General features: G+C 46.4%; 23 protein-coding genes and 1 pseudogene. 17 read left to right on the top strand and 7 right to left on the bottom strand.

Annotation, left to right across the window (positions count from 1 at the left end; translation table 11 throughout):
* The first annotated feature begins 580 nt into the window (after positions 1-580).
* Positions 581-1,072: a CesT family type III secretion system chaperone gene (locus BA1DRAFT_RS19570; RefSeq protein WP_051560865.1), complete on the top strand. Its 492-nt coding sequence runs from the start codon at positions 581-583 to the stop codon at positions 1,070-1,072.
* A 36-nt stretch (positions 1,073-1,108) separates the two neighbouring features.
* Positions 1,109-2,407, top strand: a complete 1,299-nt coding sequence (locus tag BA1DRAFT_RS19565) for a Tle-like phospholipase domain-containing protein (RefSeq protein ID WP_036782652.1) — start codon at positions 1,109-1,111, stop codon at positions 2,405-2,407.
* Positions 2,408-2,496: 89 nt separating this feature from the next.
* On the opposite strand, the gene ampC is transcribed toward BA1DRAFT_RS19565, so the two are convergent.
* A complete protein-coding gene (gene ampC / locus BA1DRAFT_RS19560; RefSeq protein WP_036782649.1) occupies positions 2,497-3,654 on the bottom strand; it encodes a class C beta-lactamase in 1,158 nt (385 codons plus the stop codon).
* Positions 3,655-4,053: 399 nt separating this feature from the next.
* Between ampC and agaR the strand changes: the two genes are divergently transcribed.
* The 12 genes from agaR (at position 4,054) to BA1DRAFT_RS19500 (ending at position 14,189) form a co-directional block, all read left to right on the top strand.
* The gene (gene agaR / locus BA1DRAFT_RS19555) at positions 4,054-4,827 is read left to right on the top strand and encodes a transcriptional repressor AgaR (RefSeq protein WP_036782646.1); all 774 of its coding nucleotides are present in this window, start codon (positions 4,054-4,056) and stop codon (positions 4,825-4,827) included.
* Between the two features lie 35 nt (positions 4,828-4,862).
* Entirely contained in the window at positions 4,863-6,158 is a 1,296-nt protein-coding gene (locus BA1DRAFT_RS19550; RefSeq protein WP_036782644.1) for a D-tagatose-bisphosphate aldolase, class II, non-catalytic subunit, read from the top strand.
* Positions 6,155-7,372 (top strand): AgaS family sugar isomerase, encoded by a 1,218-nt coding sequence (locus BA1DRAFT_RS19545; RefSeq protein ID WP_036782641.1) that lies wholly within the window; start codon positions 6,155-6,157, stop codon positions 7,370-7,372. The genes BA1DRAFT_RS19550 and BA1DRAFT_RS19545 overlap by 4 nt, the downstream gene beginning before the upstream one ends.
* The gene (gene agaV / locus BA1DRAFT_RS19540; protein ID WP_200868807.1) at positions 7,338-7,820 is read left to right on the top strand and encodes a PTS N-acetylgalactosamine transporter subunit IIB; all 483 of its coding nucleotides are present in this window, start codon (positions 7,338-7,340) and stop codon (positions 7,818-7,820) included. The genes BA1DRAFT_RS19545 and agaV overlap by 35 nt, the downstream gene beginning before the upstream one ends.
* 10 nt (positions 7,821-7,830) lie before the next feature.
* Positions 7,831-8,628, top strand: a complete 798-nt coding sequence (agaW, locus tag BA1DRAFT_RS19535; RefSeq protein ID WP_036782638.1) for a PTS N-acetylgalactosamine transporter subunit IIC — start codon at positions 7,831-7,833, stop codon at positions 8,626-8,628.
* Positions 8,618-9,511 (top strand): PTS system mannose/fructose/sorbose family transporter subunit IID, encoded by an 894-nt coding sequence (locus BA1DRAFT_RS19530; RefSeq protein ID WP_036782635.1) that lies wholly within the window; start codon positions 8,618-8,620, stop codon positions 9,509-9,511. The genes agaW and BA1DRAFT_RS19530 overlap by 11 nt, the downstream gene beginning before the upstream one ends.
* A gap of 22 nt (positions 9,512-9,533) precedes the next feature.
* Complete coding sequence (gene agaF, locus BA1DRAFT_RS19525) at positions 9,534-9,968, top strand: PTS galactosamine/N-acetylgalactosamine transporter subunit IIA (protein WP_036782632.1); 435 nt, start codon at positions 9,534-9,536, stop codon at positions 9,966-9,968.
* A 9-nt stretch (positions 9,969-9,977) separates the two neighbouring features.
* Positions 9,978-10,838, top strand: coding sequence for a tagatose bisphosphate family class II aldolase (locus BA1DRAFT_RS19520; protein WP_036782629.1), 861 nt, complete (start codon positions 9,978-9,980; stop codon positions 10,836-10,838).
* A 38-nt stretch (positions 10,839-10,876) separates the two neighbouring features.
* A complete protein-coding gene (locus tag BA1DRAFT_RS19515; RefSeq protein ID WP_036782663.1) occupies positions 10,877-12,781 on the top strand; it encodes an alpha-galactosidase in 1,905 nt (634 codons plus the stop codon).
* 102 nt (positions 12,782-12,883) lie between these two features.
* Positions 12,884-13,423, top strand: a complete 540-nt coding sequence (locus BA1DRAFT_RS19510; RefSeq protein WP_072164828.1) for a cysteine hydrolase family protein — start codon at positions 12,884-12,886, stop codon at positions 13,421-13,423.
* A gap of 124 nt (positions 13,424-13,547) precedes the next feature.
* Positions 13,548-13,730, top strand: a complete 183-nt coding sequence (locus BA1DRAFT_RS19505; RefSeq protein ID WP_036782626.1) for a type II toxin-antitoxin system HicA family toxin — start codon at positions 13,548-13,550, stop codon at positions 13,728-13,730.
* Between the two features lie 51 nt (positions 13,731-13,781).
* The gene (locus BA1DRAFT_RS19500; RefSeq protein ID WP_036782624.1) at positions 13,782-14,189 is read left to right on the top strand and encodes a type II toxin-antitoxin system HicB family antitoxin; all 408 of its coding nucleotides are present in this window, start codon (positions 13,782-13,784) and stop codon (positions 14,187-14,189) included.
* An 82-nt stretch (positions 14,190-14,271) separates the two neighbouring features.
* Here BA1DRAFT_RS19500 and BA1DRAFT_RS19495 read toward each other — a convergent pair.
* The 4 genes and pseudogenes from BA1DRAFT_RS19495 to BA1DRAFT_RS19480 form a co-directional block, all read right to left on the bottom strand.
* A pseudogene (locus BA1DRAFT_RS19495) lies at positions 14,272-14,792 on the bottom strand (transposase).
* Positions 14,793-14,902: 110 nt separating this feature from the next.
* Positions 14,903-15,697, bottom strand: a complete 795-nt coding sequence (gene speD, locus BA1DRAFT_RS19490) for an adenosylmethionine decarboxylase (RefSeq protein WP_036782620.1) — start codon at positions 15,695-15,697, stop codon at positions 14,903-14,905.
* A 28-nt stretch (positions 15,698-15,725) separates the two neighbouring features.
* Entirely contained in the window at positions 15,726-16,589 is an 864-nt protein-coding gene (gene speE, locus BA1DRAFT_RS19485) for a polyamine aminopropyltransferase (RefSeq protein WP_036782617.1), read from the bottom strand.
* Between the two features lie 112 nt (positions 16,590-16,701).
* Positions 16,702-17,049 carry a YacC family pilotin-like protein gene (locus BA1DRAFT_RS19480; protein ID WP_036782614.1) on the bottom strand — a complete coding sequence of 116 codons (348 nt, stop codon included), beginning with the start codon at positions 17,047-17,049 and terminating at the stop codon, positions 16,702-16,704.
* Between the two features lie 205 nt (positions 17,050-17,254).
* Here BA1DRAFT_RS19480 and cueO point away from each other — a divergent pair, with 205 nt between their 5' ends.
* The 3 genes from cueO (at position 17,255) to hpt (ending at position 20,332) form a co-directional block, all read left to right on the top strand.
* Positions 17,255-18,799 carry a multicopper oxidase CueO gene (gene cueO / locus BA1DRAFT_RS19475; RefSeq protein ID WP_036782611.1) on the top strand — a complete coding sequence of 515 codons (1,545 nt, stop codon included), beginning with the start codon at positions 17,255-17,257 and terminating at the stop codon, positions 18,797-18,799.
* A gap of 112 nt (positions 18,800-18,911) precedes the next feature.
* Positions 18,912-19,451 carry a Panacea domain-containing protein gene (locus BA1DRAFT_RS19470; RefSeq protein WP_036782653.1) on the top strand — a complete coding sequence of 180 codons (540 nt, stop codon included), beginning with the start codon at positions 18,912-18,914 and terminating at the stop codon, positions 19,449-19,451.
* Between the two features lie 344 nt (positions 19,452-19,795).
* Positions 19,796-20,332 (top strand): hypoxanthine phosphoribosyltransferase, encoded by a 537-nt coding sequence (hpt, locus tag BA1DRAFT_RS19465; protein ID WP_011145232.1) that lies wholly within the window; start codon positions 19,796-19,798, stop codon positions 20,330-20,332.
* Between the two features lie 147 nt (positions 20,333-20,479).
* Here the strand turns inward: hpt and BA1DRAFT_RS19460 are convergent, their stop codons facing one another.
* Together BA1DRAFT_RS19460 and BA1DRAFT_RS19455 are read right to left on the bottom strand one after the other, a co-directional pair.
* Positions 20,480-20,821 carry a type II toxin-antitoxin system ChpB family toxin gene (locus BA1DRAFT_RS19460; protein WP_036782608.1) on the bottom strand — a complete coding sequence of 114 codons (342 nt, stop codon included), beginning with the start codon at positions 20,819-20,821 and terminating at the stop codon, positions 20,480-20,482.
* Complete coding sequence (locus BA1DRAFT_RS19455; protein ID WP_036782605.1) at positions 20,821-21,075, bottom strand: AbrB/MazE/SpoVT family DNA-binding domain-containing protein; 255 nt, start codon at positions 21,073-21,075, stop codon at positions 20,821-20,823. Before BA1DRAFT_RS19455 ends, BA1DRAFT_RS19460 begins: the two co-directional genes overlap by 1 nt.
* Between the last annotated feature and the right edge of the window lie 216 nt (positions 21,076-21,291).

Genomic DNA, 21,291 nt, shown 5'->3' with positions numbered 1-21,291 from the left:
GTGAAAACTAATCCATCCATATTTGAAACCCTACATAATTGAGCCATTATCCTTAAATGGGGATAACGCAAGAAGCCATTAAACGAGCCATTACATGCGGCTCTTTTAAATAGCGCCGGTCTGTTCCGCAGTAAAAAAATGACAGCGTAAAATAGCCATCATTTAATACGTGGCGTTAGAGAGAACAACAGACCGCTTCCAACTGAGTAGGATGGAGTGGAGACAAATAACAGAGCATTTCGCTCTCTAAATATATGACCACAAGAGCACGATATTTATCAGATGAATATGAAAAGAATGTGATTAATGTCACATGAAATGGCTAATTAATCGCTATTAATTCCGATTTTTCATATTGAATTCTTTAATTAATACGCTACTGGGACAACACTTGTCAGCCAAGTTGGGTACGGTGGATTCGAACTGCATTTGCACGGTGCAACCCAACTGCCGATAAGGCGCTATTTCGACGTCGATATAAAAAACTTCGCCCTAGGGATAAATCACGGCTTGCCAGTGATTGTTAACATGATCACACTTTCTATTGCGTGCGAAGCCCTTGGTCTGTAAGGGATAACGAGTGGAGAACATCATAGTGAAAGCATATCAACAGACAGTATCGGAATGGTTGCACCTTGTGGGTGAGCGCCAAGGCGTGGCTTTGAGCATTGGCGGCGATGGTCACTGTACAGTGCCTTTCGGCCAAGGTGGAGAGTGCATCGTTGAAGTGCCGGATAATGACGACGTTCAGGCATTTTATCTCTATATTCCTTTGTTGCGATTGCCTGTAGATGAACCGAGCCAGTTGATGCTGACTCGTGCTGCCCTTGAGCTGAATATGTTCGGTCTTACCACCGGCGGCAGTCAGATCAGTCTGGACAGTCGTACCAATTATCTGGTGTTGAGCTTCTCTGCATTGATCGAGATGTTCGACGAAACGGCATTTATGCAGACTCTGGGAGAGTTCCTCGATCTTGGTATCAGCTTGCAGTCTCAGTTTCAGGTGATCAGCACCCAGCAGAACGGAGCCGATGTGCCGCATCCATTACCAGGATCAGCCATCGCATGTTAAGTGACCGTCATCTGAATAACCAAGGAGAATAATAAGATGTCTATTCAAGGTATTGGGCACTCTCCCAGCGCCACGGCATTGGCGCCCCTTTCGAGCGGAGAAGTACAGACACCATCTCGCAATAATAGTGTTCATCATCATCTTGCCTCCCATTACACCAGTACTGGACTTGGTACTCAGGTGTCGCCGGGCAAGGTGCTGACCACCACACTGAAATATCTGACATTGAGCGCCCCGGCTCGCAAGATTGGCACTGCCATACAGGGAGGGCATGATTCCCATGCGCAGAGCGCCAAAGGTAAGGCGCGTTACTGGACTGGCGCCATTATCAAGGGATTGGCTAATATCACGGGCGGCGCCAGTAGTGTAACGAGTGGTGCGATTTCAGTTGGTGTTGCAGGCGTTAAAAACCTGGCGGAATCCACCGGGCGTTTGCTGGCATCTTCTGCCCTAGGGCTGGCTGGAGCGGGCGCGAAGGGAGTCTCGCACTTACCTCTTGGCGCGTCCGATCGTTTGCAGGCTGGAATGCGTGCCGAGCAATTGCTGAATTCTGCCAAGGTGATCGCCAAACCCGCGTTTGTGGCTAAAGCGGAACAAGAGCCGTTGAATGCTGTGGGAGCTAAAGCAGTGATGGATGCGGCCCAATTGGCGAGAATCAGTTGCTCCAGTAGCTATCGGGATATGCCCGCAGGTTACAGTCATGCCACTTTAGCTGATATCCCGTCCTCGATATTGGCTCGCCGGGAGGATGGCACTGGCGGAACCGGCAGTGAGTTAACCCTGCATGTTCGCCCCAGCAAGGGGGAGAATGATCCTTTAATCCTTGAGGGAGATAGCTGGTCTGCGCTCAAGGTTGCTGTCTACAAGCGTGACGACACTATGGTGCTCTCCTTTGTGGGTACTCAGCCGACCAAGCGTCCTGGCACGGTGAAGAGTGATGTCGGCGCTGCTTTGGGGATCAAGGACAGCGCGTTTCAGGATGCTGATCGCTTGGTCAAAGCCTTTACTAAACAATATGGCGGTAAGGTTGAGGTTCTGGGTCACTCCTTGGGCGGCGGGCTAGCGCAATATGCGGGCATCAAGCATGGGATCAAGGTCACTGCATTCAACAGCATGGGATTGCATGTAGGATTACGGGATCGGTTGGCCGATAAGTTGGATAGTGCCAACGTCACCCACATCAATACCAGTAGCGATCCGCTGAGTCAGAAGGCCGAACATGGTATTTGGGGCTTGGATGCCTCTTCTCAGGTAGGCAAGCGTTATGTGATTGAGCATTCAGGCGGGCACCGTATGGAGTCAGTGACCGCAGGTTTGGAAGCTTTACTGGCTTAACGACTCGATATGTCAAGACAGCGCCTCCTGCGGGAGGCGCTGCCAACAGACACGGTATTTAAAGACACGGTATTTAACGCAATTGTGCGCTATTTCAGCGCCTTGAGGATTTGCCAGGCTGCTTTGATGCGCGCCTCATTGGGGTAATTTTTGTTGGCTAGCAGCACAATACCCATTTGTTCTTGCGGCACAAACGCGACATATGCTCCGAAGCCATTGGTGGAACCGGTTTTATTGATAAAAAGCGCATCCGTTGGCGGCTCTGGCGGCGATAGTTCCGTAATTTTATTGGCTTGGAAAGCGAGTTGCGCCGAGTTGCCGCTCAGTACCTGCTCAAGGGTGACAGGCCAGTGATAAAGCTCCCAGCCCAGCCCTTGCGTCATCTCACCCACCCGGTAATAACCGGTATGGGTTGCTCGAATAGCCTGTGCTAGCTTACTGTCGCCTACGCGGGAAGGATCAATATTTGCATCAACGAAGCCGATCAGTTCCTGTGCACTGGTTTTCAGGCCATAGGCTTCCTCATCCAGCACGCCGGGACTTATGCGAATCGGTTTATTCTCTTTTGAATAACCCAATGCATAATTTTTCATCTCCTGCTCGGGGACGTTAAACCAGGTATGGTGCAGGCCAAGCGGTGAAAGGATCTGGTTTTTCACCAGTATTGAGTAAGGTTTTTTAAGGCTTTGGGCAGCGATATAACCCGCCAGGCCAATGCTGGGATTGGAGTATTGGCGATAGGTTCCGGGTGTGTATTTTGGCTGCCAGTGCTGAAACCAGTCCACCATTTTGCTATTGCTGTCGATCTCATCAGGGAATTGTAACGGCAGGCCGCCCGCGGTGTAGGTGGCAATATTCAGCATGTTTATGTTGTCAAAGGCGCTGCCTGCTAGCGGTTGAAAATGCTGGCTGGCCTTATCGGAGAAGGAAATGGCTCCCGTCACCTGCGCCCAAGAAATCAGGCTGCCGGTAAAGGTTTTGCTGACCGAGCCTAATTCAAAGATTGTCTCTTTAGTGACCGGCGTATTGTTCTCTTTTGATGCGTCACCGTATTGATAGAAAAAATGTTGACCGCGGAAAGTCACCGCAATCGCCATTCCTGGAATGTCATATTCCTGCATCAGGGAGTGTATGGTCTTATCAACAGTGTTTGCCAGGTGGGGCTGATCGGGTGTATTCGAGGCTTGAGCGCCGAGAGAAGCGGCAAGCAGCAGCCCGCCAGTCAGCGCCGAAAATTGTTTTGTCATGTGGCGTGTCCTTAATTACAGTGAGAGCTTTCAGTCCTGGATTTTATCAGGATTTGTACACCCAATCACAAAATTTGTGATCCTTGTCACCTGACAAAATAAAACTTTGTGGTTGCTGATTGAAAACCAAGCGCTTTCGTTTCTTTATATCAATTGTTATCCAAAATGTGGATAAAAACTGATTTTTAGGTAACTAGTCAGTAACCAAGAAATCTAATATTTCCTTTCGTTTTGTTTCCAATCGAAACCTTTTATGCCGATTTTTGTCTATATAATAGACTGTAATAGCGATCACAATTTCGTTTGGTTGCTTTTGCTGTAATTAAATCGAAAGAGAGGGAAAGCAATTCATCACAGGCGGCATAAATTTGTCGCTGAAAATCTGAGGGGTATAACGGAATGGCTGTGGATACCGTAAAAAGACGTGAACAGATTATCGACTTGTTGTGTCATGAAGGCAGTGTGCGTGTTGAGCATCTGAGCACCCATTTTGGGGTTTCCAGCGTCACTATCCGTAATGACCTGCGTTATCTGGAGCAAAAAGGTTGTGCATTGCGTTCCTATGGCGGTGCCATGTTGAATCAGCAATTCGCCTTTGATCGCCCTTTGCAAGATAAAGGCCGAATCAATCGTGATGTGAAATCGCGTATTGCGGCCAAGGCAGCACAGTTTGTTCAGGATGGTGATGCCCTGATCCTTGATTCCGGCTCGACTACCACGCAAATCGCGCCATTTCTTAAAGAGCGGCGTGATCTGGTGGTCATGACTAACGCGTTGAATATCGCCTATGAACTGGCGGGGTTTGACCGGATGGAGGTGATGGTGCTTGGCGGGAGTGTGCGTCAGAACTCCTACTCGCTCTATGGTCCGGCGGCGGAACAGCAATTGCGTCAATATCGCTTTGACACCCTATTTCTTGGCGTTGATGGTTTTGATCTGGAAGCAGGGATAACCACGCCGCACCCCGGTGAAGCCCACCTTAATCGCGTGATGTGTGAGGTGGCGCATGAAATTATCGCGGTAGCGGATGCCAGTAAATTTGGGCGCAGAAGTTTTTGCATGATCCGTCAAGCCGGACAGATTCATCGGCTGATTACTGACAGTCGGATCCCCGATAACTACAGGCGGGCATTAATTGAACTCGGCGTGGATGTGATTATTGCCGACGAATAGTTCTTACCGAAATTCTTGCCCGCATGGGAGACATCATGCAGTCACTATTACAACTTATCCATCGTCACAAATCAGGTGAAGCAGTGGGGATTTATTCGGTCTGTTCCGCTCATCCCTGGGTATTGGAAAGCGCTTTGCGCGTCGCTAAAGAGCGTAAAACTTCGGTACTGATTGAAGCAACTTCTAATCAGGTCAATCAGTTTGGTGGTTACACCGGGATGCAACCGGCTCAATTCCGGGATGCAGTTTGGCAACAGGCCGATCACATCGGTTTACCGCGTGATCGTATCTGGCTAGGAGGCGATCATCTTGGACCGAACGCCTGGCAAGATCTTCCCGCTGAGCAGGCAATGAAACTGGCTGAAACGTTGATACACGATTATGTGGCGGCGGGGTTCCGTAAAATCCACCTCGATTGCTCGATGTCTTGTCTGGATGATCCAACACCGCTGGGTGACAACGAAGTTGCGGTACGTGCGGCTCGTTTGTGTCAGGTGGCTGAACGTTGTTGGCAGCAGGTGGGGGGAGAACCACCGGTTTATGTGATAGGCACCGAAGTGCCGGTACCGGGCGGAGCCAAAGAAGCATTGGCTGGAATGCAAGTCACTACGCCTCAGGCCGCAGCCACAACGTTGAATGTTCATCAACAAGCCTGGCAATTGGCTGGATTGGAACCGGTATGGCCGCGGGTGATTGCGCTGGTGGTGCAACCGGGGGTGGAGTTCGATCACCATCATATCGAACATTATCAACCTGAACGTGCAGCGACACTGAGCCAATATATCGAATCTCAACCCTATTTAGTCTATGAAGCCCATTCCACTGATTATCAAACAGCGCAAGCTTATCGTGAGTTGGTACGTGATCACTTTGCCATTCTGAAAGTCGGTCCGGCTTTGACTTTTGCTTTACGTGAGGCGTTGTTCGCACTCGATAAAATCGATAGTGAATGGAATGGGGAACAGGGCGCGGCTCATCTGTGCGCCACGCTGGAACAGGTCATGCTTGAGCAGCCGGAGCACTGGAACCGCTATTACCACGGTACACCGCACCAACAGTTTATTGATCGTCAATATAGTTTGAGTGATCGCGTTCGTTACTATTGGCCACATCCGCAGGTACAGCAGGCAGTGAATACCTTGATGGATAACCTGCGTTGTCGCCCGGTTTCCCTTTCACTACTAAGTCAGTACCTGCCTGAGCAGGCGCAGGCGGTTAATGCCGGAAGGTTGGATAATGATCCACATGCTTGGGTGTTGGATAAAATTCGTTCTGTGCTCTTGAACTATGCGCAGGCTTGTGAGCCCGAGGTACAAGGGGTTTTAGTATGAATGAACTATTTTCCTATACCGAAGTTTGGTTGCGCGAACACCATGCGTTGCATACTGCCAGAGAGATTCATCAACAGCCTGAGCTTTGGCGTCAGTTATATCAAAATCTGCAACGTGAGGAAGCGTTGTGGCGGCCCTTTTTGCAGCCTTTGTTGTCTGATCCAGAATTACAGATAGTGCTGTGTGGCGCAGGTTCTTCCGCGTTTATCGGGCGCACACTGGCGCCTTGGTTGCGTGAGCAGTGTGGACTGAATGTAGTCGCGTACAGCACCACAGATATTGTGCCTTCTCCCTTGCAGTATCTCGATCCAACACGTTCAACCTTGCTGATTTCTTATGGGCGATCAGGCAATAGCCCGGAGAGCGTGGCGGCGGTAAAACTGGCGGATCAACTCCTGCCACACTGTTATCACCTGATGCTGACCTGTAATCCCGGTGGTGCGTTAGCGCGTTATGCCGAAGGGCGCGATCACGTCTGTTCGTTGAATATGCCACAGGGTGCTCATGACCAGAGCTTTGCTATGACGTCCAGTTTCAGTTGTATGACGTTAGCAACAGTGTTGCTGCTAGGGCCGTTGACGTTGGAACAGAGTGGTGAGGCGTTGATGACGATGATCGCGTTGTGTGAGCGGGAAAGGGGGCAGTGGCAGACACAGATTAAGCGGCTGGCATGCAGTGGTTTTAAGCGCATGATGTGTCTGGGTTCCAGTTGTTTTACTGGGATAGCCGAGGAGGGGGCGCTCAAGATGCTGGAGTTGACCGCCGGGCATGTCGCCACCCGTTACGACTCATCAATGGGGGTGCGTCATGGGCCGAAATTTATGATCGAACGCGATACGCTGGTGATCATGATGCTCTCTGCTGATCAATATCGTCGTCGTTATGATCTCGATCTTTGGCATGAACTGAATCATGACGGATTGGCGTGTCAAATTGTTGCACTGAGTGGCGCACAGGGGAAAGGGTTCACGGTGGTTAACAGTGAACAAGACGATATCTGGCTGTTGTTCCCCTATTTGATATTTTTACAGATGTTAGCGTTTGAAACCTCGCTGGCACTGGGCATAACGCCAGACAATCCATGTCCGACAGGGGAAGTCAACCGCGTGGTGAAAGGGGTGGAAATTTATCCCTATCATCCACCGTATTCACCAAGAATAAAATGTAGCAGGAGTGATTATGTCGATACCGAATATTTTAATGACCCGAATTGATAACCGGTTGGTGCACGGTCAAGTCGGTGTGACCTGGACCAATTCACTGGGGGCCAATTTGGTATTGGTGGCTAACGATCAAGCTGCCGGTGATTTGATGCAGCAAAATCTGATGGATATGGTGGTTTCTGATGGGGTTCAGACACGTTATTTCACCCTGCAAAAAACCATTGATGTGATTCATAAAGCGGCTGAGCGTCAGAAAATTTTCATTGTCTGTAAGACCCCGCAGGATGTACTGACGTTAGTAAAAGGCGGTGTACCGATCCGTTTCGTTAATGTGGGTAATATGCATTTTACTGAGGGAAAGCGTCAAATCCATAAGACGGTTTCGGTTGATGACAGTGACATGGCGGTGTTTCGTGAACTGGAACAACTGGGCGTCACTTGCGAAATTCGGCGGGTGCCGGATGAAGCAGGAGAACCTATCGCCAAATTGCTGGTTTGAGGGGTGAGTTATGCTAATTGATGCGATATTGATTGGGTTGTTGGCTGGCTTGGCCGGGGTGGATCTGTTCGATGGGCTGACTCATTTTCATCGTCCAGTGGTCATTGGGCCATTGGTCGGGCTGATTTTAGGGGATGTGCAGACGGGTTTGTTAGTGGGAGGATCACTGGAGCTGGTCTGGATGGGCATGGTGCCACTGGCAGGCGCTCAGCCGCCAAATGTGGTGATTGGCGGCGTGATTGGTACGGCATTTGCCATTTTGACGGGGGTCGATCCTAAAGTCGCGATTGGTATCGCGGTGCCGTTTTCCATTGCAGTGCAAGGCTGTATCACCCTGCTGTTTACTGTGTTCTCACCCATGATGCATAAATGCGATCAGATGGTGAAAGCGTTGAACTGGCGTGGTGTGGAGCGCGTGAATTATCTGGGTATCGCCATTCTGTTTTGTTTCTACTTTATCGTGGCATTTCTGCCGGTCTATTTCGGTGCTGACGCGGCCAGCGTCATGGTACGGAAGGCGCCGCAATGGTTGTTGGATGGTTTGGCGGTTGCGGGTGGCATGATGCCTGCGATTGGTTTTTCTATGCTGATGAAGATCATGATGAAAAAGACCTATATCGCTTATTTCATTCTGGGTTTCGTTTCAGTCACCTTCCTTAATATGCCGATTATTGCTGTAGCACTTGGCGCTTTTGCGATTGCATTGATCGATTTCTTTAACCGTTCCCGTATGGAAGAGGCCGCTGAACGCAGCGTGTCTACCACTCAATCTCACATTCAATCTCAGGAGATGGAAGATGGCATTTAACGACACCGATGCGGCTATGGCCGCTAAAGCTGAGAACAGGATGGCGCAGGCGCTGGCAACCAGTCAGGTTGAGCAGGATGATTATCAGGACACGATACCGAGTGAGGATCTAACCAACGGCGATTTGAATCGTATGGCGTGGCGCTCTTTGTTGCTACAGGCATCATTTAACTATGAGCGTATGCAGGCGGGGGGTTGGTTGTACACCTTGATCCCTGGTCTGCGTAAGATTCACAAGAATCCGCAAGATCTTTCAAATTCTATGAAGATGCATATGGAGTTTATCAATGTGCATCCGTTTGATGTCACCTTCCTGTCTGGGTTGGTGCTGGCAATGGAGCGGAATAAAGAGAAAATTTCCACGATTCGCGCGGTGAAAGTGGCGCTGATGGGGCCGCTCGGTGGGATTGGTGATGCATTGTTCTGGTTGACTCTGCTGCCTATCTGCGCGGGTATCGGGGCTTCTCTGGCGCTACAAGGCAGTCTGTTCGGTCCCATCATATTCCTGTTGTTGTTCAATATCGTGCATTTCGGCTTGCGTTTTGGTCTGGCTCATTATGGCTATCGGGCAGGAACCAGCGCGTTGACATTGTTGAAAAAGCATACCAAAAAGATCGCCCATGCCGCTTCAATCGTGGGAATGACGGTAATCGGAGCGTTGGTCGCTTCCTATGTCCATCTCTCGACGCCGGTAGTGATAAACGCCGGTAAGGCCAGTGTGGCGTTGCAGAAGGATGTGCTGGACAAACTGATGCCGAACTTATTGCCGTTGTGTTTCACTTTGCTGGTGTTTTGGTTGATGAAAAAGGGATTTTCCCCGATCAAATTAATTGGTTTGACGGTTGTGATCGGGATTGTAGGGAAGTTTGTTGGTTTTCTTTAATAAATGGCGCTGAGGAGAGGGAATGTTAGGTATTGTAATCACCGGTCATGGGCATTTCGCCAGTGGATTGTTGCAGGCAGTGGAACAAGTCGTCGGACGACAACCTCAGTGCTGCGCTGTCGATTTTCCTGAAGGAATCAGTACGCAACAATTATTGGTGTTGTTACAGGCGGCTTGCACCGCCTGTGATAGTGGCGAAGGTGTCATTATTCTCAGTGATTTACTGGGGGGATCGCCGTTCCGGCAGGCGGCGCAACTGGCAATAGCTAATCCATGTTATGAAGTTATCACCGGTACTAATATGCAATTGGCGGTAGAGATGATGCTGGACCGTGAAGATATAACCTTGGAAACATTTCGTGATATGGCGCTGGAATGTGGACGGCGAGGATTAACCAGCCTGTGGCATGAACAACAGAAACGAAGGTATGACAGCCCGAATCTGGATGGCATTTAAGGAGCTTATATGTACCTGATTTCTAGTCGTCAAATGTTGAAAAAAGCCTTGCGTGAAGGCTATGCAGTTCCTGCTTTCAACGTCCATAATCTGGAAACTGTCCAGGTGGTAGCAGAAACCGCAGCACGTCTGGCATCGCCGGTTATTCTGGCCGGTACGCCGAGTACTTTCAGTTATGCGGGAACTGACTACCTCGTGTCAATCTGTCAGGATGCCGCTCGCCGCCACAATTTGCCGCTGGCGTTGCATCTCGATCATCATGAGGAACTGGAGGATATCAGTCATAAAGTGACCGCGGGTGTGCGTTCGGTAATGATTGATGGCTCGCATTTACCCTTTGAAGAGAATATTCGTAAGGTAGCTGAGGTGGTACGATTTTGCCATCGTTACGATGTTAGCGTTGAGGCGGAATTGGGGCGGCTAGGCGGGCAGGAAGATGATTTGCAGGTTTCCAGTGCCGATAGTTTTTTTACCGATCCGCTGGCGGCGAAAGCCTTTGTTGCCCGTACCGGTATTGATTCTCTGGCGGTGGCGATCGGTTCTGCGCATGGTTTGTATCATGGTGAACCGCATCTGGATTTTGATCGGTTAGCAGCAATCTGTGAACAGGTGGATATTCCGTTGGTGCTGCATGGCGCATCGGGTATTCCTGAAGTGATGATACAGCAGGCGATTGGTCTTGGTGTCTGTAAAGTCAATGTGGCGACCGATCTGAAAATTGCTTTTGCTGATGCGGTGAAGCGCTATTTCACCCAGCATCCAGATGCGAATGATCCACGTAAATATATCGCGCCGGGAAAACAGGCTATGCAGGCAGTAGTAGAAGAAAAGATCCGGATTTGTGGCAGTGCAGGCAAGCTGTATTCGTGACGGTTCTGTTTTTTCATTCTGACTATAAGGAAACTGCTGTGAAAATAAGAACGTTAAATAAAATTACGTTGAGTTTATTAGCGAGTTCCGTGTTGTGTAGTGCTCCAGTCTGGGCAGATAGCTGGCTGTTGGACGGTAACAATTACCATGTAACTGTTAGCGACGAACACGGTAAAGTGACGCAATTAAAATTTGAAAATCCAAAAAATCACGATCAAATCATCATTGATGATCTGTTTGAAATCACGTTGAAATCGGGAGAAAAGCTCACGGCTAAAGATTTTCAGATTACTGGTATCAGCAAAAAGCACAATAGTATTGTTGTCTCCCTGAAACATGGCGATATTCAGGTAAAAAATATCATTACGGTGGAGGATAAAGATAAGTACGGCTCGTTTGAAATCACTATTACACCGCAGGAAAACGCGTTGGAGCTCAGCTCTGTCTCGTTGATGCCATTTCGCACTAAAGTCCCTTTTGTCCACGGCTCTATCGCCAGTTCACCGATTGTCAGCGATAGCTTCTTTATTGTTCCCGGTAATCCATTGATTACCACTGAGGCTTATAAAGGGAGCGCTTCGCAAAAAATTGCGCTCTCTATCCCGCTAGAGCCGGGGAAAACGTTAAGTTATAAGACATATGTTGGTGTTTATCAGCAAGGGCAATTGCGGCGTAACGTCAATGAGTTTTTGAACCATGCTCGTCCGCGTCAATATAGTCCTTACCTACATTACAACTCTTGGTACGATATTGGTTTCTTCACTCCTTATACCGAACAAGAGTCGTTGACGCGTATCAAACAGTTTGGGCAGGAGTTGGTGACTAAGCGCGGTGTGAAGTTGGGTGGTTATCTGTTTGATGATGGTTGGGATAACCTTAAAGGAGATTGGGGTTTTAGTCAGGCATTTCCCCATGAGTTCAAAAATCTTAAACAGGAGGCGGATCAATATCGTGCTCGTTTAGGCATTTGGCTTTCTCCTTGGGGCGGTTATGGTAAACCGGGTGAGCAACGTGTTTCTCATGCGGAGGAGTTTGGTTATGAAGTGATAGATGGCAGATTTGCGCTTTCAGGCCCTAATTATTACGCCAATTTCCATAACCGGGTACTCAACCTGATTCAACAGCAAAATGTATCCATGTTTAAGCTGGACGGCACCGGCAATGCTGATCGGGTGATTAAAGGGAGTTCATTCACCAGTGATTTCGATGCCGCTATCCATCTGATTGAAGATATGCGCAATACAGGCAATGAACTGTTTATCAACTTGACCACCGGCACTAAAGCCACGCCTTCCTGGCTATTTTTTGCCGATTCTATTTGGCGTGGCGGCTATGATGTGGAGTTTCACGGCGCCGGTTCTAAAGTGCAGCAGTGGCTTACCTATCGTGATGCGGAAACTTATCGTAATGTTGTAACAAAGGGGCCGCTGTTCCCACTGAATTCGTTGATGTTGCATGGCATTGTTTATGCCAAACAGGCTAAGCATCTGGATAAACAGTCACCTAAAGATTTTGCCGATCAGGTTTGGAGCTATTTTGGCAGCGGCACTCAGTTACAGGAGATGTATGTTACGCCTGAACTGTTGACCACCGAGGATTGGGATACGCTGGCAAACGCGGCGAAATGGTCAGAGAAGAATAAAGATGTGCTGTTTGATACCCATTGGATTGGTAAAGATCCCACCGACCTAGCGGTGTATGGTTGGGGAGCCTGGAGTCCGAAAAAGTCGATTATCACTTTGCGCAATCCTGCTGATGAAGTGAAACAATATTATCTGGATTTGCAAAGCGATCTTGAATTGCCTGATGATCAGCCTTCGGTATATGACGTTAATATCGATTATGGCGAGAACAGCTCGCTGCCGAAGTTTATCAATAAAACGGCGTTGATTACGCTTCAACCGTTAGAGACATTGACCTTTTCTTTGACGCCATCGAAATAATCACAGTGTTATTGAACTGCCCTGAATAAACGACTTTATTCGGGGCAGTGATTGTTTTGGGAAATTATTGTTTTTTTAAAATCTATTTAAAGGACAAAACTAATGAAAGCATTGATTGTAATTGATATGTTGAACGATTTTGTCACAGGAGCACTCGCCAATGAGGCGGATGCGATGAAGATCGTACCGGTAATTAAGCGGCTGATTGATCATGCCCGGCGTCAACCGGATTGGCTGGTAGTTTATGCTAATGATGCTCACCGAGCCGGTGATCGGGAAATGAGTATTTGGGGCAGACATGCAATGGCTGGAACGTCAGGTGCTAATGTCATTGAAACATTGGCTCCTATTGGGACGGAGCGTGAAATTGTTTTGCCCAAGCGGTTTTATGGGGCTTTCGATGGAACCGATCTGGAAGAAGTTTTGCAAGCATATGGTGTGACAGAAGTTGTATTAACCGGCCAACATACTCATTGTTGTGTCAGACATACCGCTTATGGCGCGTTTATACGCGGTTATCAAATCAAAGTTTTGTCAGATGCTGTGTGTGTTTTTCCCGGCGTTGATCAGCAAGCTGCTCTGGATTACCTTAAAACCATTTACGGTGCTGAAATTATAATGAGCACTGCGTTAGTCATGTAAATTGGAATAATGGGTTATAGTCGGTTACCCGAACAATATTTCTTATACCCATCATGGGTATTGGTGTTGATGGTGGGTATAAGCGGTGCTATCATTCTCTTGGTTTTGATTAAAGAGAGGGATAATGTCTAGCGATGAACTAATAAAGCAAATCAAAGCAGTTGGCTGGAATTTTGTGCGAGCCAATGGTTCGCATCATGTTTTCGAGAAATCAGGGGAATCCAGCCCGATAGTAATTCCGCATCCGCGCAAAGATTTGGCGATCGGGACGCTCAATAAAATACTTAAACAAGCAGGACTGAAATAACTTAATTAAGCGGTTGAAAGGCCGCTCTTTAATCAAAGAGAAGGTGTAAGCATGAGATATCCTATTTATTTACATCAGGCTGACGACGGATCGTTTTCCGGTTTTGTGCCAGACGTGATCGGATGTTACTTTGCTGGCGATACCATTGACGACGCTATTAGCGATGCTCAAAACGCATTAGATACTTATTTTGAATACATGAGCGAAAAGGGTGAGGCTCCAGTACAAGCCAGAACTGTTGCTGACCATCTAAGCAATGAAGATTGCACCGGCGGCAGTTGGGCTTATGTTGACATGGATTTAACTAAATACGATGGAAAAGCCATCAAGCTAAACATTACTATGCCCCAACTTTTGTTGGGTAGAATTGATGAATATGTGAACTCACATCGTGAGTATCATAGCCGCAGCGGATTCTTGGCTGAATTGGCTCGGCGTGAGCTGTCGAAACACTCGTAAGATAATCCCTCTATCAAAACCATGAAAAGCCCGCTAACAGCGGGTTTTTTCTTTTAAGAATACCAAAGTGACATGACTCACCTCAGTTTCGTTTAAAAATGGCGATATCACAATCCCGTAAATTCAAGCTCGGTTTTTTAGGTTGGAATGTATAAGCAATTAAGCCAGCGACGATTTCCAATAAAAAACCGAGCTGACTGCGGTGTCTTGAATGCGATGACGGGGAATACGGAGGTTGTGACAAACGGCAATTTTGGTTGAATCGATAAAAGCGATCCCTTGAGTTTCAGCCTTGCGTGACGAAAGAAAAGCACAGAGGGGAATGAGCGCCCTTTGCTTCAAGGTTAACATCCAGGTGTAGCTGACCAACTTGGGAAAATCGGCCTTAAGATAGTGTTTAACATGCTGAATATAAAACGTTTTAAAATCACGATAATGGCTCATGTGGAATAAAATGAGGAGCGTCATGACTTCACTGAGAGAAAGGGAAGCTTCGCGGCGACGTTTGAGCAAGCCGTTTTCAATTAACTGTTGATGCCAGAGAGGAATAAATTTTTGGCAAAAGTCATCGACGCAGCAGTAAAGTTTTTCTAAATTAGATATGCCTGAGGATCTCCACGATTTTGTTTTATCTAGCAAAAACTTTGATCGTGCCTCAGGCACTTAGTCCCCTTCTTAAGCAAACCTCAGGTTAAATAATAAGTTAGTGAAAGTTAAACAGCGGGTAAATTACGTCCATAATAGATTTCTTGTATCTCTTTTTTCAAAAGATGGGTAATTTCCTGCTTTTCAGCTTCACTCAGTTGCTCTGGTGTGGCATTAAATAGGTAATCATTCAGGTCAAATCTTTTTAGCATCATTTTTGTATGAAATAGATTTTCTTGATAAATATTAACATCCATCATGTAATACTGTGATTGCACTTCTTCAGTCATATAATTCTGAATAGAGCTGATTTCGTGATCGATATAGTGTTTCATACCATTTACATCTCTGGTGAAACCGCGGACACGATAATCCATCGTGACAATATCTGATTCTAATTTGTGGATCAGATAATTCAGCGCCTTGAGAGGTGAAATAACACCGCAGGTTGATACTTCAATATCAGCTCTGAAAGTGCATATACCGCCGCCAGGGTGGCTCTCTGGATAAGTATGAACGCAGATATGGCTCTTATCCAAATGAGCAACGACGGAATCAGGTAATGGACCGGGATTTTCAGTATTGTCTACATCTTTTGGGTCCATCGGCTCTTCGCTGACGAGTATGGTAACGCTTGCCCCTTGCGGCTCATAGTCCTGGCGGGCGATATTCAAAATATTTGCACCAATGATCGAACAGGTTTCGCTAAGAATTTCCGTTAAACGGTTAGCGTTATATTGTTCATCAATATAAGCGATATAACTATCCCGATCAGCTTGGCTTTTTGCATAACAGATATCGTAAATACAAAAACTCAGGCTTTTTGTCAGGTTATTAAAGCCGTGCAATTTCAGCTTGTGCAATTTATTTCACCTCCTGGCTAATGGGTGATTATGGGTTCTCGGATAGTGCATCCAGCAGATATTGTGGTAAGGCAAAGCTACCGGTATGAACGGCTGGATTGTAGTAACGGCAGGTAAAGCCTGCGTTGTTAAAGCGCTGTTGCAATGTCGCCAGATCCACATGGCGTAGTGCCGGGTTCTGGCTCGCCCAGGCAAAGGTCATAATTCCACCATAATAGGTTGGAATCGCAGCCTGATAGAAACCGCTGTCAGCAAAATAGTTGCTCAATTTTTTATGGCTGGTGACTGCTTCGTCCTGTTGCAGGAAACAAACACCATTTTGGGCAACAAAGATGCCGCCTTCATTCAGGCAGCGTTGGCAACCTTGATAGAATTCGGAGGTAAATAATCCTTCACCAGGCCCAATCGGGTCCGTGCAGTCAGAGATAATGACATCGAATTTCTGAACGGTGGTATTAACGAAATTAACGCCATCGTCAATGATCAGATTAAAGCGCGGATCATCATAAGCACCGGCATTATGATTAGGCAGATACTGACGGCAGAATTCAACGACACCGGCATCGATTTCAACCATAGTGATGCTTGCAAGATATTGATGACGGCAGACTTCACGTAGCATACCGCCATCGCCACCGCCGATAATCAGTACTCGTTTGGCGTTCCCGTGGGCGAACAAAGGAACATGAGCCACCATTTCGTGGTAGATAAATTCATCACGTTCAGTGGTTTGTACTGTGCCGTCCAGCGCCATAATGCGGCCTAATGCCGCGTTTTCGAAGATAATCAAATCTTGATGCTCAGTTTTATCGTGATAAAGCACTTTATCGACGGAAAAATACTGACCAAAGTTGGCGTGCAGGGTTTCGTACCAAATTTCTTTTTGTGACATATCCCGGCTTTTCCTCCACTGTGACAGTCATGAAAATTGGGTTCACATAATAGCCAACAATTCTCATAGTTGCACGGTGAAATTTACCCCTTTAGAGGGATGAGGAAAAGCACTATTTAACGTAGGCGAATAAACTCAGCGAATCTCTGGCGAGAGCATGGCACTTTATCGCATTGGACAGGTAAATTCCTTTTAAATCCTGGTAGCTTTCTTCATTGAGTTTGTCCATCAATTGGCTGTTGTAATTCGTTAAATCCCACTTATTGCGTTGAGCAAAATAAATAATGGCTCGTTTAATTTCCCGGTCAGGAATTTGGCTGTAACCACAGTCATATTTCAGGTAGATAAACACCGCCGTCAGATCCGCCAGATCTTCAGCTTCATTTTCTGTCAGCGCTTTTGCGGGGTGGGAAAAACCGAACAGAACCAGTATGTAAGTCAAGAGAGCTAATTTTCGCATTTGTATTATTATAATCAATCCATGTCATATTACGTTAACATATTAATATCTTTGTTAGGTAAAATTTATTTTTTTAAATTATTGTAAAGATCGACCTAAATCACATTCCCTCTGCTTGACCTTCCTGTAAGGGTAACCTTTACGTTTCCTTTTATGAAATGTTTTTTTATTGTTTATTTTTTGCCGATTTAATCAGGAAATTGATATGCAACGACGTGATTTTATCAGATTAAGCGCGGTTATTGGTGCATCCAGCATGTTGCCTGTCTGGAGCCGTTTCTCCTTTGCTGAGTCTTATTCAGTACTGCCCATTCCTCCACAATTAGAGCCAGATGCGGCAGGTAAAATTGCTATTGAAATCAAAGCGGGAAAATCCAGTTTTAAAGCAGGAAAGGTGACTAAAACTTGGGGTTACAACGGTGATTTACTGGGGCCGACATTGAAATTGACGTCAGGTAAACCTGTCACTATTGATATTCTTAATCATCTACCAGAAGAGACCACAGTTCATTGGCATGGTCTGGAGATTACAGGGGAAGCCGATGGTGGCCCGCATGCGATGATTGCGCCAGGTGGGAGCCGAACCGTTAGTTTTACTCCTGAACAACCGGAGGCGACTTGTTGGTTCCATCCACATACGCATGGCAAGACGGGTTATCAGGTTGCAATGGGGCTTGGTGGATTAGTACTGATTGAAGATGAGAACAGTATTAATACGGGTTTGCCAAATCAGTGGGGCGTGGATGATATTCCGGTGGTTTTGCAAGATAAGCGCCTGAATAACGAGGGACAGATTGATTATCAACTGGATGTGATGAGCGCTGCTGTCGGTTGGTTTGGCGATATAATGCTGACCAACGGTGTTGTTTTGCCCCAACATACTGCGCCGCGCGGCTGGTTACGTCTGCGTTTGCTAAATGGCTGTAACGCTCGTAGCCTGAATATTGCGACCAGTGATGGTCGTCAATTGTATGTTGTTGCCAGTGATTGTGGTTTGTTAGCAGAACCGGTTGCGGTTAATGAGTTGCCGATTCTGCCGGGAGAGCGTTTTGAGGTGGTGATAGATGCTTCGGATGGCAAATCTTTCGATCTGGTGACGTTGCCTGTGGTTCAGATAGGAATGACATTACCGCCATTTGATCAGCCACTGCCGGTTTTGCGTATTCAACCTCAGCTTTTTTCTAGCCGTACAATACTGTCGGAGCGGCTTACCACGCTTCCTGCATTGCCTTCCTTGACGGGCCTGAACAGGCGTAATTTACATCTGGCGATGGACAGTCGTCTGGATATGCAGGGAATGATGATGTTGTCTCAGCGCTACGGTGAGCGGGCTATGGCGGGTATGGGGATGGATCATGGGAATATGAACCACGGAGATATGCATCATGGTAGTGAATTAAATTTCCATCGTGCGAACACCATTAATGGGCAGTCTTTCTCCATAACAGAACCCGCTTTTGATGTGAAACAGGGGCAGTATGAGCGTTGGGTGATTTCGGGGGTTGGCGATATGATGTTGCATCCGTTCCACATTCACGGTACCCGTTTTCGTATTTTGAGTGAAAATGGCCGCAAGCCTGCTGCTCACCGCAGTGGTTGGAAAGACATTGTTCATGTGGAAGGTAAGGAGAGTGAAGTGCTGGTTCATTTCAAGCATACTGCGGGAGCGAAACACCCATTTATGGCGCACTGTCATCTACTGGAACATGAAGATACCGGTATGATGCTAGGTTTTACGGTTAGTAAATAATTTTGCTGGCCGCAATGGAACGCAACAAAGCGTTGTACAGGGATTACGGTAGGTATTAAAATAGGTATAGATTTTGTATGTTATTTATCCTAATTTGAATGAAGGTATTGAGATGCTTAATGCAAGGTTTGATTCAGAAAAGGCTATAGAGGCCATTCTGTACGTTGCCTCTACAGCACCAATTTCTGACATTTATCATGTGGGTAAAATTCTATATTTTGCTGACCGGCTGCATTTGGAGCGTTATGGCCGGTTAATTACGGGTGATAACTATCTTGCAATGAAAGATGGCCCTGTGGCAGAGAATGCCTATGATATTATAAAAGTAGCCAAGGGAGACGGGCGCTTTATTCCAAATAAGTGTGATGTTGATGTCATTCGGTCATCGTTATCAGTAGAGGGACGTCATGGCAATCACCAAATACGTGCTTTGCGTGATTTCCATGAAGATGTGTTTAGTGATTCTGATATTGATTGCATAAATGAAGCAATTGAAAAATATGGGAATCTCTCTTTTAAAGAAATACGTGATATCAGCCACGATAGTGTTTGGATGGCGGCTAACCAGAATGGTGAGATTCCATTGGAAGTGATAGCTGCCAGTTGTAAAGATGGTGACAAGTTAGTTGCTTATCTGACTTCTGCTGAGTAGCTGATGATTAATCTTGGTGACAGATTTCCTGCATCTTTTAGGGCGGATTTTTTTATCTTCACTGCCCTTTTACAACGCCGCCAAAGTTAAAATATCTGTTGGTTTGCTGCTGTGAGCTATTATTTTGAATAATAGTTTTGGTGTATGATTTATAGATTGGTTTCTCTTCTGGATACTATAAATATCCTTATCTTATGCCATACTTGCCTTGAGATATCCTAAGGGAAAGGAACTGTTCAATAATATTGCTAGAAGAATGGCGTATTAATGGGCATATCAACTGGTTATAATCTTTTATTGATTTTTATATATTTATTCATTAAAAACAATTGGTTAACTTTATAATGAAACACACTGTAGAAGTTATGATCTCCGAACAGGAGGTTAAACAGCGTATTGCTGAACTGGGAAAACAGATTACTGAACACTATTGTGACAGTGGTAGTGGGCTGGTATTGGTCGGGTTGCTGAGAGGTTCATTTATTTTTATGGCTGATTTATGCCGTGAAATTCAGATCCCTCATCAAGTCGACTTTATGACGGCTTCCAGTTACGGCAGCGGTATGAATTCCACTCGTGATGTGAAAATCCTGAAAGATCTGGACGAGGATATCCGCGGTAAGCATGTGCTGATTGTGGAAGATATTATTGATTCAGGTAATACCCTGAATAAAGTACGTGAAATTTTGGCGCTGCGTGAGCCAAAATCACTGGCAATCTGTACCTTGCTGGATAAACCTTCCCGCCGTGAAGTTGATGTTCCGGTGGAGTGGATTGGTTACTCAATTGAGGATAAATTTGTGGTGGGTTATGGTATTGATTATGCGCAACTTTACCGTCATCTGCCTTATATCGGCCATGTGGTTTTGCTAGAAGAGTAGTTTTCTCGTATCTTGGAAACGGCAACTTTCGGGTTGCCGTTTTTGCTTTGTGATTCAGGCATGATATATAGAGCTGCGCTCCTATCTACATTTTGGCACGGTGCTTAATATGGCTTACAGTCGTGGAACCATACTTAGCAGCAGAATTTATTCCAATATGCTGGACACTACGGCTAAAATTTCATTAACTACAGACGTCGGGGCCTCTTCAATTTTTCTTGCTTGTCTTACATTTAGATCGATGGAACGAATGCCATTCGCTAATAGAACTCCTTGAGTCTGTGTTCCAGTGCCCATCAATGTCACGGCAAAACCCGCAAACCTGGCATAATTTCCTCCTTGTGTTATAGGAATAATAATTGTTAAACCTAATTTGTTAAAATTGTATGGACTTATTACTAAGCATGGCCTTTTGTCACCTTGCAGTTCTTGACCCGCGACTGGGTTTAAGCACGCCTCAACAATATCCCCTCGTTGAAATGTTGCCATTACACTTCATTCCCTACAGGTTTACTGGTATCCCATTCTTTTAAGATTTCAGGCATTGGTGCTTCTGAGTCACATAGAGCTAGTAGATCGGCTAATTTGTACTTGGGACGATGGTTTACTGCGGAGATTACGATTTTCCCTTGTTCTTCGACAATTGATAATTGGTCACCTTCTTTCAAGTGGAGGGATTTCAATAGTTGAGCTGGAATAATAGTACCAACAGAGTTTCCAATTTTTCTGACATGAGTAAGCATAGAACTTTCCTCGCAAGTAACGGTTATCACGTTGTTAACACTTTAGAGTGGTTCTGCCTAAGTGTCAACATTGTTATTACAGGTAATGAGATTTGATCGCTCATAAAAATCTTCTTTTTATGTAAGCGCTCAATTAAACCGTGCAGTTCACATTATATCGCTGATGTTCACGTTCCACGGCAACAGGTCGATCAGGGGATCACCGGATTGGCGTTT

This window comes from Photorhabdus aegyptia (assembly GCF_000612035.1).
GTDB classification, from domain to species: Bacteria; Pseudomonadota; Gammaproteobacteria; order Enterobacterales; family Enterobacteriaceae; genus Photorhabdus; species Photorhabdus akhurstii.
This window is presented reverse-complemented; position numbering and strand designations above follow the sequence as displayed.